General features: G+C 49.0%; 18 protein-coding genes. 7 read left to right on the top strand and 11 right to left on the bottom strand.

Translation table 11 applies throughout. The features are described 5' to 3' along the window. Positions 1–142: 142 nt before the first annotated feature. Together BLS44_RS00180 and BLS44_RS00175 are read right to left on the bottom strand one after the other, a co-directional pair. Positions 143–2,830: a family 78 glycoside hydrolase catalytic domain gene (locus tag BLS44_RS00180; protein WP_090388028.1), complete on the bottom strand. Its 2,688-nt coding sequence runs from the start codon at positions 2,828–2,830 to the stop codon at positions 143–145. A gap of 244 nt (positions 2,831–3,074) precedes the next feature. Next, positions 3,075–3,836 (bottom strand): hypothetical protein, encoded by a 762-nt coding sequence (locus BLS44_RS00175; RefSeq protein ID WP_090388027.1) that lies wholly within the window; start codon positions 3,834–3,836, stop codon positions 3,075–3,077. A gap of 152 nt (positions 3,837–3,988) precedes the next feature. On the opposite strand from BLS44_RS00175, the gene BLS44_RS00170 reads away from it, so the two are divergent. Continuing rightward, complete coding sequence (locus tag BLS44_RS00170; RefSeq protein ID WP_090388026.1) at positions 3,989–4,876, top strand: dienelactone hydrolase family protein; 888 nt, start codon at positions 3,989–3,991, stop codon at positions 4,874–4,876. Between the two features lie 7 nt (positions 4,877–4,883). On the opposite strand, the gene BLS44_RS00165 is transcribed toward BLS44_RS00170, so the two are convergent. The 7 genes from BLS44_RS00165 to BLS44_RS00135 form a co-directional block, all read right to left on the bottom strand. Continuing rightward, positions 4,884–5,963: an alpha/beta hydrolase family protein gene (locus BLS44_RS00165; protein ID WP_090388025.1), complete on the bottom strand. Its 1,080-nt coding sequence runs from the start codon at positions 5,961–5,963 to the stop codon at positions 4,884–4,886. An 84-nt stretch (positions 5,964–6,047) separates the two neighbouring features. Further along, complete coding sequence (locus BLS44_RS00160) at positions 6,048–6,614, bottom strand: DUF4256 domain-containing protein (RefSeq protein WP_090388024.1); 567 nt, start codon at positions 6,612–6,614, stop codon at positions 6,048–6,050. A 9-nt stretch (positions 6,615–6,623) separates the two neighbouring features. Continuing rightward, complete coding sequence (locus BLS44_RS00155; RefSeq protein WP_090388023.1) at positions 6,624–7,088, bottom strand: SRPBCC domain-containing protein; 465 nt, start codon at positions 7,086–7,088, stop codon at positions 6,624–6,626. Positions 7,089–7,145: 57 nt separating this feature from the next. Further along, positions 7,146–7,721 carry a YdeI/OmpD-associated family protein gene (locus BLS44_RS00150; RefSeq protein ID WP_090388022.1) on the bottom strand — a complete coding sequence of 192 codons (576 nt, stop codon included), beginning with the start codon at positions 7,719–7,721 and terminating at the stop codon, positions 7,146–7,148. A 41-nt stretch (positions 7,722–7,762) separates the two neighbouring features. Continuing rightward, a complete protein-coding gene (locus tag BLS44_RS00145; protein WP_090388567.1) occupies positions 7,763–8,146 on the bottom strand; it encodes a DoxX family protein in 384 nt (127 codons plus the stop codon). Positions 8,147–8,162: 16 nt separating this feature from the next. Further along, complete coding sequence (locus tag BLS44_RS00140) at positions 8,163–8,630, bottom strand: SRPBCC family protein (protein ID WP_090388021.1); 468 nt, start codon at positions 8,628–8,630, stop codon at positions 8,163–8,165. A 5-nt stretch (positions 8,631–8,635) separates the two neighbouring features. Then, the gene (locus BLS44_RS00135; RefSeq protein WP_090388020.1) at positions 8,636–8,959 is read right to left on the bottom strand and encodes an ArsR/SmtB family transcription factor; all 324 of its coding nucleotides are present in this window, start codon (positions 8,957–8,959) and stop codon (positions 8,636–8,638) included. A gap of 435 nt (positions 8,960–9,394) precedes the next feature. Between BLS44_RS00135 and BLS44_RS00130 the strand changes: the two genes are divergently transcribed. From BLS44_RS00130 to BLS44_RS26410, 4 genes are read left to right on the top strand one after another with little or no spacing between them, the layout of a single operon-like run. Next, complete coding sequence (locus tag BLS44_RS00130) at positions 9,395–9,973, top strand: Crp/Fnr family transcriptional regulator (RefSeq protein ID WP_090388019.1); 579 nt, start codon at positions 9,395–9,397, stop codon at positions 9,971–9,973. Continuing rightward, positions 9,970–10,542, top strand: a complete 573-nt coding sequence (locus BLS44_RS00125; RefSeq protein WP_090388018.1) for a Crp/Fnr family transcriptional regulator — start codon at positions 9,970–9,972, stop codon at positions 10,540–10,542. Before BLS44_RS00130 ends, BLS44_RS00125 begins: the two co-directional genes overlap by 4 nt. A 58-nt stretch (positions 10,543–10,600) precedes the next feature. Next, positions 10,601–11,356, top strand: coding sequence for an SDR family oxidoreductase (locus BLS44_RS00120; protein ID WP_090388017.1), 756 nt, complete (start codon positions 10,601–10,603; stop codon positions 11,354–11,356). 53 nt (positions 11,357–11,409) lie between these two features. Further along, positions 11,410–11,553 (top strand): hypothetical protein, encoded by a 144-nt coding sequence (locus BLS44_RS26410; RefSeq protein WP_176954263.1) that lies wholly within the window; start codon positions 11,410–11,412, stop codon positions 11,551–11,553. A gap of 22 nt (positions 11,554–11,575) precedes the next feature. Here the strand turns inward: BLS44_RS26410 and BLS44_RS00115 are convergent, their stop codons facing one another. Next, a complete protein-coding gene (locus BLS44_RS00115) occupies positions 11,576–12,997 on the bottom strand; it encodes a glycoside hydrolase family 125 protein (RefSeq protein ID WP_090388016.1) in 1,422 nt (473 codons plus the stop codon). A 413-nt stretch (positions 12,998–13,410) separates the two neighbouring features. Here BLS44_RS00115 and BLS44_RS00110 point away from each other — a divergent pair, with 413 nt between their 5' ends. Both BLS44_RS00110 and BLS44_RS00105 read left to right on the top strand, forming a co-directional pair. Further along, the gene (locus tag BLS44_RS00110) at positions 13,411–13,737 is read left to right on the top strand and encodes a hypothetical protein (RefSeq protein ID WP_218127670.1); all 327 of its coding nucleotides are present in this window, start codon (positions 13,411–13,413) and stop codon (positions 13,735–13,737) included. Beyond that, on the top strand, positions 13,737–14,402 hold the full coding sequence (locus BLS44_RS00105) for a TMEM175 family protein (RefSeq protein WP_090388015.1): 666 nt from the start codon (positions 13,737–13,739) through the stop codon (positions 14,400–14,402). The genes BLS44_RS00110 and BLS44_RS00105 overlap by 1 nt, the downstream gene beginning before the upstream one ends. A gap of 70 nt (positions 14,403–14,472) precedes the next feature. On the opposite strand, the gene BLS44_RS26405 is transcribed toward BLS44_RS00105, so the two are convergent. Continuing rightward, positions 14,473–14,655, bottom strand: a complete 183-nt coding sequence (locus BLS44_RS26405) for a hypothetical protein (RefSeq protein WP_090388014.1) — start codon at positions 14,653–14,655, stop codon at positions 14,473–14,475. Between the last annotated feature and the right edge of the window lie 226 nt (positions 14,656–14,881).

Here is a 14,881-nt window from a genome sequence, read left to right as displayed (position 1 = left end):
TTGCAAAGAAAACCGTTTATAGAATGCAGCAAGATTAACAAATAAAATCCAGATCTCTGTCCTGCGCCATCCGGTAGCAGCCCTTCCTGAATAAATTGTTTTATAATTGGTAAAAATGGTTTACCAATAAAATAAACGTTCCTTATTTTTTTATTGCCGAAAAACTGTAACGGCCCGATCCCGTTTTTACGGGTGCCCGATCATATCCTGGCGGAAAGTAAATGGTAGCCCTGGTATTAGCCGGGATCTCCACATTTACGGTAAGCCGGCTGCCTTCTTTTTTCCAGTCAACTTTTATCATACCCCGTACAGAATGATAGCTTGCCTTTGCATTATTGATGGTGCCTGCGGGGTGCGGCCTGATCTCGATGTCCCTGAACCCGACGGAGCCTTCGGCCTGCCGGATGCCGCAAAGCCCGGAGTAGAACCACTCCATCAGGTGCCCCAGCATAAAATGGTTATTGGATACGGAAGGCAGCGCCGCCCATGATTCTGTAAGGGCGGTAGCCCCATGTGCCAGCTGGTAACCATATCCCGGAACATCACTGCGGTTATTCATATCATAGATCACGTCACTATACCCGGCATCTTCCAATGCACGCAATACGTAGCGGTAACCCACATCCCCGCCCGTGAGCGCGTTGTTACGGCCACGGATATCCTTTACCAGGTTTTGTACTACTGCATTGCGGTATTCCGGTTCTACCAGGTTCATGTATAAGGCCATTGCGTTGGCGGCCTGGCTACCGGTAGCATACTGCCTGGTTTGCGGGTTAAAGAATTTTTTATTGAATGCTGTCTTTACTTCTTTAGCCCAGTTTTGAAATAAAGGCAAATCTGCTTTTATACCCAGTAATGCCGCCACTTTTGAAAGAATGGTCAGATTGTAATAATAAGTGGCTGTAGCCGTAACTCCCATCGGCGTCAGCTGCGAAACACCGGGGTGTTGCGGACCAATATCATACCAGTCGCTCAGACCAAACTCAAGGATATGGTTCTTTGACCGGGCTTTCAGGTACGATACGTATTTCTTCATCATCGGGTAGGCCTCCTTCAGCAGGGCTGTATCGCCATACCATTGAAATGCATACCAGGTAAAGATCACGCCGGCGCTTCCCCATTCCGGCGAATCGCGGAAGCCACCGTCAAAATGTACATACTCCGGTGCAATATCCGGGATCAGCCCTTCTGCCGTTTGAGCATTGATCATATCTCTTACCACTTTTTTGCAAAGCGCAGCGATGTCATAATTGTATTGCACCGAGCTACCCATCAGGTGTGTTTCCTCCAGCCAGCCCAGTTTTTCGCGGTGCGGACAATCCGTAAATACACTTACCATATTGCTGCGGATGGCCCAGCGGATGAGATCGTTGGTTTTGTTGAACAATTCGTTTGAGCTGCTGAATGAACCGATCTCCGGCGCGCTGTTGCGGATATGCAGCCCTTTCAGCTCCCGGATCACCGGCAGGCCGGAGGCGTTGCCTTCCGGTGCCGCGCCCTCTACCTGCACATACCGGAAACCGTAATAAGTAAAGCGCGGCTGCCATTCTTCCACCCCGTTGCCTTTGAGCACATACGTATAAATATGTGGAGATCCTGTGGCTCCCTGGTTGGCTGCCCCTTCTTTGGTGATCAGTTCCGCAGGACGGAGCCGGATGGTATCTCCCTTTTTGCCGGAAACCTTTATTGCCGGAATGCCTGAAAAGTTCTGGCCCAGGTCATACAGCCAGGTACCCCTGCTCAATTCTTTTTTTGAAACCGGCTGAAAGGTTTGCAGCACCCGTACCGGCTCTGCCGGTTGCGCCTGCAATTGCGGCGGGCCATCAGTTACCACTGCAGCGGTCCAGCCTGCATCATTGTAACGCGGCCCGTCCCAGCCTGCTTTTTCACGGTTGGCATCATAATCTTCACCACCGTAAATACTGGAAAACCAGATGGGCGACTCCGCAGTTTTCCAGCTGTTGTCGGATACCACCGTTTCTGAAGAACCATCCTTATACTCGATCAGCAGCTTTGCGATCATCTTCGGAAACCCGTAGGCACCGGTCAGTTTCCGGTAGCGTTCTCCCGGTATATAATAAAACCCATTGCCCAGCATCACCCCCAGTACATTTTCACCCTTTTTCAGCTGATCCGTTATATCAAAAGTTACATATTGTGCATGTTTGGCATACTGCGTCCACCCCGGATCCAGGAAATGATCTCCTGTTTTTTCCCCGTTCACATGCATCTCAAAATGCCCGAGCCCGCTGATAAAAGCAGTTGCCTGCTTTACCGGTTTTGCGATCTCAAAGTGCTTACGCAGCAGCGGCAATACATCCGGCCGCCGGCCCCATTCATCCTGCCCGCCACCATGTGCAAAGGGAACGATCACACCGGCCTGAGGCAGCACCTCCCTTGCGATCCACTGCGCACCAGACCAATCAGCCTTATCCAGCAGCCCCATCTGCCACAATGCCGGCTCACTGAAGGAAGAGGGCCTGCCACCGGCATCCCAGGTCATCACTTTCCAGTAATATCTTTTACCGGAAGCCAGTTGTTTACCGGAGTAGCGGATCTGGATAGATGCATCGGAGGACACTTTACGCGAATCCCATACATTACCCGTTCCCTTTCCCAGCAGTTCCGGATCATCGGCCACCAGGATACGATAGGCCGACTGCCGCATATTTTTCTGGCTGCTGGTAAGCTCCCAGCTCAGCCTCGGATGGGGGTCCTCTACTCCAAGAGGGTTTTGCAGGTACTCACAGCGCAGGTACCGGGCTTTTAGCTGGGCATTGCTCCACAGACCGGTCATAAACAGCAGACCGAAAAAAAACCATTTTTTCATATGCAAACCATGTTTATTGAATGTTCTATTTTGCAGAACCGGGTAAATGTAAGAGGAATCTGTTGTTCAACCGTCCTGCGGTCTCCTGTACCGCCAGGCGCCGGCACAACGGTTGTGACCCCGGGCTGTTGCAAGCGCTTCCTTAAGAGATCTTAAGGCCCGGAGGGGATATTCCCGAAGAGATGTCAATACTTTTGTCCTGATGGGGTACGGGCTATTCGCAATGCCGGTTATCATCCTTTTTTTAATGCCTTATGATTTTACCAGCATCATTCAGCAGGATCTTTTCGTTTTTATATACGGTCAGCAATACTTCAGGTGTTTCACTGCTTCCCAGGCGGTTAACGGCCACTACATACCGGTATACATCGTTTGTAAAGCTGATGGTATGATTTCCTCCGCTTCCCTGTGCTTCATAAACCCCGTTATACAGCACAAGGTCCGGTTCTTTCTTCCCGCGCTGGAGCCCCCAGGACGCATAACGCAGCTGATCGCCTGCGCTTTCATCGATCCGGATCCGGTAGTGGTTCGTAATAATACTATAAAGGGGTTTATCAAACGAGCGCAAAGAGGGCGGCAGTTGCTGCCGGTCTTCCCGGATGGCATTTTCCAGCAATCGTTTTTCTTTTTCCGATTGATGGTTCACCGCTGTTATGTTGCCTGCATCATCCATCCAGAGCACGCCATTGCCCAGCATCGCGCCTCTCCAGCCCATAGCTGTCCAATCTCCTGCACCTGACCGGGCAAGCGGCTTCAGCAGTTTCCCGTCAAATACCACATCAAAACGGTCCAGCATAGCTGCTTTATTTTTTATATCACCGAGGGGATAGATTCTTTTTAAGGGATACGCCACCCGGGAGGCGATCTGCTGTTTATTACCGGTTTTTGCCGCATGCACCAGCTGGAGAACAGCGCTTTGCTGAGCGAGGGTTAATCCGTTTGTTTGGGCATACAACGCCTGCGGCATAATTGTAAGCAGTAATAGAAGAATGGCTCCCGGTTTCATCTGCCTAAGTTACAAAATAACGTACAACGGCAAACATAAAAAACCGGGTAAATGCTATGCACCGGGCTACCGGGAATACAAAAAAATCAGCTAAATTTGAGGAACGCGCCACCCCGGGATATGTCCCTCTTTCAATTAGTAAAACAGCAAACATGAATCCCATCAAAAAAGAAGATATCCGCCAGGAAGTATTTGATCTTTATGATGACTATGCACACAACCGCATCGACCGCAGGAATTTTGTTCAAAAACTTTCGGCCTATGCCATTGGCGGACTTACGGTTCCGGCACTGATGAGTTTTTTAATGCCCGATTATGCAACCACCGCACAGGTGGTACCGGGTGATGCAAGGGTGCAGACAAAATACATTCACTATAATTCACCCAAAGGCGGAGGCTCCATTAAGGCTTTACTGGCATGGCCGGAGGGCCTGAAAAAGAAGACCGGGGGCATTGTGGTGGTACATGAAAACCGTGGGCTCAACCCCTATATAGAAGACGTAGCGCGAAGGGCTGCACTGGAAGGATTTATAGCCCTTGCCCCGGATGCTTTATCCCCGCTTGGCGGCTACCCCGGCAACGATGATGAAGGGCGCGCACTCCAGGCAAAACGGAACAAAGACGAAATGCTTGAAGATTTTATTGCTGCAGCCGGCTATCTCAGGACCCAGCCGGATTGCAATGGAAAGGTTGGCGTTGTGGGCTTTTGCTTTGGCGGATGGATCGCCAATATGATGGCAGTCCGGATGCCGGACCTGTCGGCAGCAGTACCGTTTTATGGCACACAACCCGCAGATGCGGAGGTTCCCAAAATACAGGCCCCGCTCCAGCTACACTATGCCGCCCTGGACACGCGGGTTAATGAAGGCTGGCCTGCTTATGAAGCAGCGCTGAAGCGCCATCACAAAAAGTATACAGCCTATACTTATGCCAATGCCAACCATGGGTTTCATAATAACACCACACCCCGCTACGATAAAGAAGCCGCCGACCTCGCATGGAAACGGACTATCGTCTTTTTTAAGACACAATTGCTTTAGGGTGTTTTTATTCTAACTCCAGTCCGGCTAACCAGTCTGTCATTAACTGTATATAGCCGGGGGCAAAAACAGCCGCAGGGCTTTTGCTATACTGTTCCCTGCGTTTAATGGTTTCGGCCCGTTTACCCGTGCGGTTAAATGTAAGTGTATGGTCAGCATCAGGGATAATCCGGACCAGGACATTGCTGTTACCTGCCCGTTTCAATGCTTTCCGGTATACGCGGGCACTTTTCCGAGGAGGCACCGCCAGGTCGTTCGCACCCCAAATGGCCAGTACCGGGCAGCGAAGGCGGTCAATATCCGGCGGATGGTCTTCCTTAAATACGACACTTAAATAATCATATACCATCTCATCCCCCCGGATAACATAGCCCGACCATTTTTCATGACCCGTTTTGTTCTGCAGTTCCGAAAACTGTTGATATGCCCGCCCGGTCTTTATCATCTTCCGGAGCTTCCTGTTATAAGCAGCTGCCTGGCGCTGCTCCTTCCGGGCAAGGCCATCCGCCCTCATTTCTGCCCTTACCCGGTAACCTTCCTGCCGGAATGCCGTTGTTACCGGTGAGGAAACGGTGATAACAAATGCAGGCGCCATTATTCCGGCAACTTCCGGGATCACCCACCCGGCCTGACTGATCCCCCAAAGCCCCAGCCTTAAAGAATCAACCTCCTTCATTTTCTTAACCCGGCGTATGGCTTCAACCACTTCCCTGGCGCGGTCCGCAACGGACATCTGAAACCATTTCCCTCCGGAAGGTGCTACACCCGGCCGGTTCCAGGAATAACAGGCAAAACCCATTTTTGTAAACACTTCCCACAGGTACCGGTAATTTCCTGAAGAGCTGTAATCCTCCGGACCGGACCCATGAACAAAAACAATAACAGGTAATTTACCCTTAAATACCCCGGGAGTGATGAGCTTACCAAAAAGGGTGTCCCCATTATATGTAAAATGTACTTCCTGCTCCCTGTAGTGGGTAATATGGTCCTGGGCATTCAAAGCGCTTCCGCCCGGAAAGTTGCAGGTCAATAAAAATAACAGCAAACAAAACCTGCCAAAAAATAAAAAATCATTCTTTAATAGCATGTATCCCCGGTTTTATTCCTCAAACGGCGTGCCGGGCTACTCCGGTGACAATACATAATTGGTTAATAAGTACACCGCTGTTACTTATACCCGCAATATTCCCCGGAACCCCCTGGCGGCATAATAAGATTCTGCGCCGTTATGATACGTGAATACATGATCGTAACGCCGGTCGCAAAAGAGGGCACCGCCCAGTTTTCTAACAGCAGCAGGCGTTTGTATCCAGCTCGATGTTTTAAGATCAAAGGGCTCCAGTAGCTGCAGTTCCCGGTACTGTTCTTCATTCAGCAGTTCAATGCCCATGGCTTTTGCCATCTCCATGGCACTGTCTGCAGGTTTATGTTCTTTTCTTGAAGCCAGTGCATCACCGTCAAAGCAAAGACTCCTGCGGCCTTTCGGACTTTCGGGAGCGCAGTCAGCAAAAATATATGCTGCTGTTTTTTTATCATAACCTATTACATCCGGTTCTCCCCCGGTGCGCTCCATCTCATCCAGCGACCAGAGTTTTTCCGGGTTGGCATCCAGTTTGGCCTGCACATCCTTCCATTCTATGCCTTTATGCCGCGCCCTGTTCTTCTCAAAGCGTTTTTTCAATACGTCCAATAAAGTATCCTGTTGCGAAGCCGGCAATTGTCGTTTACTTGTTGTCATACTATTTGTTTATGGGTCCTGCAATTTTTGTTCCAGGTAATGTTCCAGTTTTTCAACATTCTGCTGCAGGCCCTCATCTGCTTTAAAAACCTTTACCACTGTTTCAAACAGCTCCGGCGTTTCAAATACCATGGTCCAATCCAGCAACGTGCCGCCTTCCCGGGCTTTAAAAAGAACAGTTGCTGTATAACCGGGGTTAAAATGCTGAAACACGATTTTCTGCAATGGCACTACTTCCAGGTACCGGCTTTTATTGGGATAATGTTTTCCATCGGGGCCCTGCATCGTCAACCTCCATTCCCCACCCTCTGTCACTTCCATTTGATGGATGGTACTGGTGAACCCCGAGGGGCCCCACCAATATGCGATCTCTTCCGGCCGGGTCCAAACCTGCCAGACGCGGTCTATGGGGGCATTGAATCTTTTTTCAACATGTATGGATCCACGTGCCGTATCAGATGTAACCCGGTTCATTCGTAATCATTTTAACAAGGTATGCTTCATTGAGTTCAGCTTTCCCTCAAATACCTATTAATCCTCCAACCCTTTTCCTTCCAGGATCTTCGGTATATATTTCTCTACCCGGGCCTCCCTCGTTTTAGATTGTTTGGCCTGGGTAAAATAAAACAGGTACCCTCTTTGCCGGCCCGGGGTCAGCGCTTCAAAGGCCTTTTTCAAAGCGGGGCTCTTACTGAGCCGCTTTTGAAACTCTTCGGGCACGGCATAATCCTTTGTCTTCTTCAACGGCACTTTTAACCCGGCACGCTCTACCTCTATCGCCTCATAAATATAGGATTTAATGACCGCTGCCCGGCTTTTGATTTCCTTTATACCTGTAAAACGGAGCTGTCGTGCCGATTGCACGTTTGCGGTCTGCTGAATAAGTATCCCCGCGGGGTCCTGCAACAGGGCGCCCTTAAAAAGCAGCAGGGCACAGTAATCCCTGAATACATGTATCAGCACGATGTTCCGGCCCTCAAAGATATAACAGGGGCACCCCCATTTCAGTTCCTCGGCCAAACCGCATTTGAGCACGATATCCCGCAGCAATGTAATTGCTTCCTGCCATTTTCCTTTATCAAAATAAAAGTCAACCTTTGGATTCATAACGTTCAATCATTGATAGCTTACCCTAAAGTTAGGAAGGCTTATTGAATAACCGGGCGGATTCTCCGGTCTGCTGGCCGGAAATACCAGGATACAACGGTAAGAACGATAAGCAAGGATGGCCCAAAAAGCCCCTGCCCCCCGTCGCCGCTGGCCAGGTGGGAAAAAACAGCCCCCGTCATCGCAAAGAAAAAGCCGGCATAGGCCCATTCTTTCAGCAAGGGACGGCGGGGGACCAGTATGGCTATGACGCCCAGTATCTTCCAGGCACCCAGCCATGTAAGCAGGTAAACGGGATAGCCCAAATGTTCCATCATTTCCGTTTCCTCCTTCATTTTGATCAGCTGTACAATACCGGTAGAGAGCATCCCCAGGGCCAGCCATGCGGTAGCGATCCAGTAAATAATATTGTTTCTCTTTTTCATAACCATGGTTTACTATTTATCTTAATTTACTTACAACCTGCTCCAGCCGGTCGTGTGCCATATTGATCCCGTACGAAAATGGCAGCTTTAACTGCTCCTCCCTGGCTGCGGCTGAGCGGTATACGATCTGCATAATGAGCCGGCTGGTATCTTCCGACAGCGGCTCAAATTCCAGGAACTCCAGCTGGATACCAAAGGGCGCGTTCTCCATTTCAAACGTGCGGGTGATCCTTTTTTCCGGAACAAATTCATGAATGGCCCCGTTGGCACTGAATACCACATTTCCTTTGCCATCGCGGGTTTCGAACCGGTAGCCGCCATGCTGTTTATTCTCCAGCTTCAGTACGTTGGTCCCCATCCATTGCTCCACAATTTCAGGCTCAGCATATGCCCTGAACAGGAGGTCCAGCGGTAAATCAAACTCCCGGGTAATCACCAGGTCCTGTCTGCCTTCTTCGGCATGGATCTTTGTTTTCCGTTCCATAATTTTTATTTTTTTGTTTTGTATTTTTTCATAACTGCTTCCAGCTTGTTAAACCGGTCATCCCACATCTTGCGGAAGGGCTCAATAAAGTCGGCTACCTCTTTCATTTTTTTTGCATTAAAATGGTAATAAATTTCCCGGCCATGCTGTTCCTGCTGCAACAATTCGCATTCGGTAAGGATCTGCAGGTGTTTCGACACCGTTGGCCTTGCGGTATCAAAATTTGCGGCGATGGCACCTGCCGTCATGGATTGCGCCGCCACCAATAGCAGGATGGCCCTTCTTGTAGGATCCGCTATCGCCTGAAAAACATCGCGTCTCAAATTCATTGTGTAGCCATTTGACTACAAATATACATGTAGTTATTTAACTACACAATAGTTTTTTGCTTTTTTTCTATGCCGGCCCCTATAAAATTGCGCCAGGTCTGTACGCCACAGGTTTACAGGGACACACTTCCGGGCAAACGCATCTAAACCGGGTGAAAGAACGGAAGCAGGAACGCTATCCGGCACTGTAAGCGCCCAGGGGGTTCCCGCACGGCGTTAAAGAGCATCAACCCGGCTCCTGCAGGAACCGCGTAAAATTGTCGGCGCCAGACAAACACGAGGTCCCTTTAGAGCCTGGCTGATTAAACCGACACCGTTGCTATAAACATTACGCTCCTCCAAGACTGACCAACGCTTAAATCCGATGCGTTTGTCCAGCAACACACCTGCACGTTCTTCCCTGTTTTTTTATATCTTGCCCCGGTTATCAGCATCATGCATCCGCTCATCCAACACATCCGGAAGATCACAGCACACTCCAATATTCCAGAAGAGGAGCTGCTTTCATTTTTTGAGACCCGCTCGTTCCGGAAAAAAGAGCTCTTACAGGAAGAAGACAAGCGTTGCCTTTCTTATTTCTTTGTAATAAAAGGATGCATACGGTTGTTCTTTACAGACCACAACGGGGCGGAACAAACCCTTCAGTTTGCGCTGGAGAACTGGTGGCTCACAGACCTCGATGCCTTTCGCTCGGGTAAAAACTCGGCGTACTCCATCCAGGCACTGGAGACAACCGAGGTATTGACCCTTACTGCAAAAAACCACACTTTGCTCCTGGAGCAAATGCCACTGTTGGAAAAATACTTCCGCCGCATATATGAGCGTGCCTATGCCGCCACGCTCCTTCGGGTGCAGATGATCTCGCGCATGCCTAAAAACGAGTTTTATGAATTATTTGCATCCAAATACCCGGATTTTATCCAGCGGGTGCCCCAAAAGATCCTGGCCTCCTTCCTGGGCTTTACGCCGGAGTACCTGAGCGAACTGCGTAAAAAGAAGATTAAAAAGAAATGACCGAACAATTATCAGCACATATCCGAGGGCTACTTCCGGGTTTGAGCATACCACAGGAAACAATGGCCCCCTTCTTCCGTTCGTATGCTGTAAAAAAGGGGGAACTGCTTTTAGAAGAAGCGGCGCCCTGCAACCATATCTACTTCGTAAATAAAGGATGCCTGTATCTGTTCTATACCCGCAATAGCCGGGAAGAGGTGATCCACTTTGCACTCGAGAACTGGTGGCTGACGGACTACAAAACATTTTGTGACGGCACTCCTGCCGTTTATGCCATAGCGGCTTTGGAAGACTCAGAGATCTCCTGTATCAGCCGCAAAGATTATGAAACACTGCTGTTACAGGTACCTTCAATGGCCCTGTATTTTAACAAGATCCATGAACGGGCCTATGGCGCTGCTCTATTTAAACAAAAAACCTATGCCACGTTATCCAAAGAAGATTTTTACCGATACTTCCGGACAACGTATCCTTCCGTAGTCCGGCGCATACCTGATCCTGTTTTCGCTTCATACATGGGAGTTTCACCGGAAGAGCTGAGCGCCCTGAAGCAGGCGTTCATTTCTTAAACCAGCTTAAGTTTTCCGGTTCCGCTGTGTTTCATCTTTGCGGTATAAATAGTACAAGATGAAAATAGTTGTTATCGGCGGTACCGGCCTTATAGGTAGCCAGGTAGTTCACCAGTTGCAGCAGGCAGGACATGAAGCGATTGCTGCATCACCCAATACCGGTGTAAATACGCTCACCGGCGAGGGATTGAAAGAAGTTTTACAGGGTGCGCAGGCAGTGGTGGATGTATCCAATTCACCCTCTTTTGCAGATGAGCCCGTGATGCATTTTTTCAAAACCTCAAATGAGAACCTGCTGCCGGCAGCAAAAGCAGCAGGCGTACTGCATCATATTGCCCTTTCGGTGGTAGGCACCCAAAAACTACAGGCCAGCGGCTACTTCCGTGCCAAGCAGGTACAGGAAGATATGATCAAAGCATCGGGTATCCCCTACACCATTGTACATGCCACACAATTCTTTGAATTTGCCGGTGGCATTACACAGATGAGCCTTGAGGGCGATACCGTTGTATTGCCCGATGCCAATATACAGCCCATTGCCAGCAGGGACGTGGCCGCTTTTGTAGCAGCAACCGCGCTGGCGGCACCTGCCAATAAGATCCTGGAAATAGGCGGGCCGGAAAAATTCAATATGACGGCATGGATCCGTCAGTATATGCAGGCAACCCATAAAACTTATGAAGCCGTTTCCGATGCAGGGGCACTTTATTCCGGCGCACCACTGGAAACCGATACGCTGGCACCCGAGGCTGCGGTATATCTTGGTCCTACGAAGTATGCAGACTGGATTTCCCTTCCTGAAAATCAGCGTTAGAAGCACAGCCCCAAGAGCACATCATAACAAGGCAGGCAAATAGCATAACTGCCTTGTTCATTGGCCAGACCTACGAAAAAGAGATGGGTCTTTTTATTAAAGACCAGGATGGCAAACCGCGTATCAAGATCTTTATCGACAAAAACAAACAGCCCCGGATACAGCTGCTAAACGCCGACGGTACTGTTGTGCGGTAACAATCTGCCTGGTCAACAGGCCCTATCCCAGCAACGCCGGCCGTTCCTTAAAGGTTTTCCAGAGCAGCTCTCCAAACAGGGTATTGGACCATGCAAACCACTTGCGGGTAAACTTCTCCGGAGCATCCTTGTGAAAAGATTCGTGCATAAAACCGGTACCTCCATGTGTTTTCTGCAGCGTATCGATGCACCACCGTATTTCCTGATCATCACCGGAGGTAAGGGCCTTCATAGTAATACTCATAGGCCAGATCATGTCTTTGCCGATATGCGGCCCGCCGATCCCCTCAGCCGCTGCCCCTTTAAAGAAAAACGGGTTCTCCGGAGACCATACATAACTGCGGGTAGCTTTATACAGGGGATCCCCCGCTGCCACCGCACCCAGGTAAGGCAGGCCCAGCAGGCTGGGAACATTGGCATCATCCATCAATACATGGCTGCCATAGCCATTAACCTCATAGGCATACATTTTGCCATATTGCGGGTGCGTGATCACTGCATATTTTTTTACGGCGGTCTCCACTTCGCCTGCCAGCTGCATCAGTTCATTGGCCAGTCCTGCATCGCCGGAGATCTTATCCACCATGTCCGAAGCCTGCCGCAGGCTTACCACGGCAAACAGGTTGGAGGGCACCAGGTAGGCAAAAATGGTGGCATCATCGCTGGGCCGGAACATAGAGCAGATCAACCCCACAGGCTTTACCGGGTAGCCATAACCGCCCATCGGAATACCATCGGTAGCCCAGGAAGTCTTCCGTTCAAATTTATACGGCCCCGGGCTATCCTTGCGCTGCTGCTCTTTGAAGGTTTTCAGCGTGCGCGCGATCCCCTCTTTCCAGGTTGCATCAAAGGGAGCCGTATCGCCGGTTTCCTTCCAGAAACGGTATGCCAGCCGGATAGGATAACAGAGCGAATCGATCTCCCATTTCCGTTCATGGATCCCCGGCTTCATATCCGTGTTATCGGTCTCCTTCCATTCGCTTACCTTGCTATCATCATTGTAAAAAGCATTGGCATAAGGATCCTTTAAAATGAAATGGGTTTGTTTGCGTATCACCCCCGCTATCAGCCGGTGCAGCGCCTGATCCCTCCTGGTGAACTGCAGATAAGGATATACCTGTGCCGAGCTGTCGCGCAGCCACATGGCATCAATATCTCCTGTAATGACATAGGTATCCGGCTTCCCTTCTCTTTCGGTATAATAAACCGTTGTGTCCAGCGTATTGGGAAAACAGTTATTGAACAGCCATCCCAACTCCTTGTTCTTCACTTTTGACTGGAACGCTCTTATCGCCTCTTCAATGACGGCGCTTTTAAAATGCCGTTCGCCCGCCGGGACCCGCACCACAGGAAAATCGTTTTTGCTTTGGGCAAAAGAAAAAGGGCTCATGGCCAGCCCGGTACCCAGCACACCGGTATGTTGCAGAAATGTTTTACGATTCATGGTTATAGACTTATGGGTAAAGCAAAAAATTATTACATGATTGTAAAGCTACTCGATTTTTTAAAAACATCCTCTTTTTTAATACCGGTACGCGGGGCGGGATGCTTTCCCCGGTCATTTAAAACATCCCCGAATGTTTTCCCATAAAACAAACGCCGTTTAAAAATTCCGAAAAGTTCACCACGTTTAATGCAACAGAAATGATCATCTTTGAGCCATCAGGATTGGATGATTTTAAAACCATGCTATACCCAGGCAGGAAGAACCGTATAAAGAGCCCTGCCTGTTTACAGGTTCTTTTAACCGTGTATGCCCTGCAAACAAGTCTGATGAAAATATATTTCCTCTTTTTATTTTTGCTATTTTCAATAACCGTTTTCGGGCAAACAAAAAACAGTAAAACCAAAAATAAAATGGATTTATCAAAAATTGAGAACGAAACCGTAAGAACCGCCATAAACGCTTTACAGGCAAACAACAGGGATACCTGGTACGCCTGCTTTACGGATGACGCTTCGTTTACGGATGATGGAAGGCCCCTGGATCTCAGGTCCTTTTTCGACAATGCATTCGATAAAAAAGAAAAATTTCTGGATATTGATGCCATAGAGAACAATGGAAAAGATATTTATGGAAATTTTTATGCAGGACAATGGGGAACCTTCCGGGTATTTTTTAAATTTCACCAGCATACCAATGGTAAGCTGGACCGGTTAGACATCGGACAAGCGCATCAATAATGACAAAGGAAACTAACACCTATAATAAGATTGCCGGGCAGGATACCGGCCGCATTCTGGCTATAAGCGACGGCGTTTTTGGCGTTGCACTGACGTTACTGGTACTGGAGATCCGGGTACCTTTTATGGACTCCATCCGTTCCGAACAGGATCTGATACAGGCTTTTTTGGGATTGAAATCTAAATTCCTGGTCTATTTTCTTGCATTTATGACCACCGGGATCTTTTGGGTAGGTCACTCGTCCCAATACAAATATATTGAAGGGAGCGACAGGAATTTAAACTGGATCAACCTGCTTTTTCTCCTGTCCGTAAGCATGCTTCCTTTTACCACTGCATTCCTGGGAGATTATACGCACTTTAAATTTCCAATTGCCGTGTATTGGTGCAACCTGCTTTTAATGGGTGCCATGCTGTACATTAACTGGGCTTATGCCTGCCGGCGTCATTTTGTTGATGAAAACATAAAGGCGTTGGTTGATCTTCCGCTGCGCAGGAGAATTATCATTGCGCAATCGCTCTACCTTATCGGGGCACTGTTATGTTTCATAAGTCCCTTTTTAAGCATCGCATTTATTATTCTGGTACAAATGAACTATGCATTTGCATTCCTGTCACAAAGAAAAAAAAGTTCCCGCCGGGCCATTCACGATAATATGGAATAACGGGTACGGGGCCCCTTCTTATTATAATGACACCCGAAAGACGTCCGACCCGGTTAAGGGGTGATCCGTTTTAATGACTAACGGCTGGCCAGGCAAAGTCCGGCACATCATTGGCAACGGATACACGACATTTTTCCGTTTTGAACGAACGCATAGGCGTAAGGTTATTTCCGCGATCAAAAAGCTGCAGGGCAATGTTGATCCTTTTAGCAAATACCTCCAACAGCTGATGAAGGTGTAGCGCACCGGTCATAGCGCATAATCTATACAGGCCGGGGTATAAGACAACCGCCGCACTGCTGCTGGGGTGATCAGGAAGCGCTCCTGGCTACAAAGATCTGCGGAAAAAAAGCGTCTAAACAAAAGCAGATCCAAGGTAAAACAGGAAGCATCGGCTCTTAGCATATTTTACCCCGCCATCCCATCTTTATACTGATACATATCCGAAACTCCGGCACAGGGGTTAAAGCCTTCCGTGC

The sequence above is a fragment of the Niabella drilacis genome (assembly GCF_900101395.1).
Taxonomy (GTDB): Bacteria; Bacteroidota; Bacteroidia; order Chitinophagales; family Chitinophagaceae; genus Niabella; species Niabella drilacis.
Note: the sequence above shows the minus strand (reverse complement) of the source record. Positions and strands in the feature narration are given on the sequence as shown.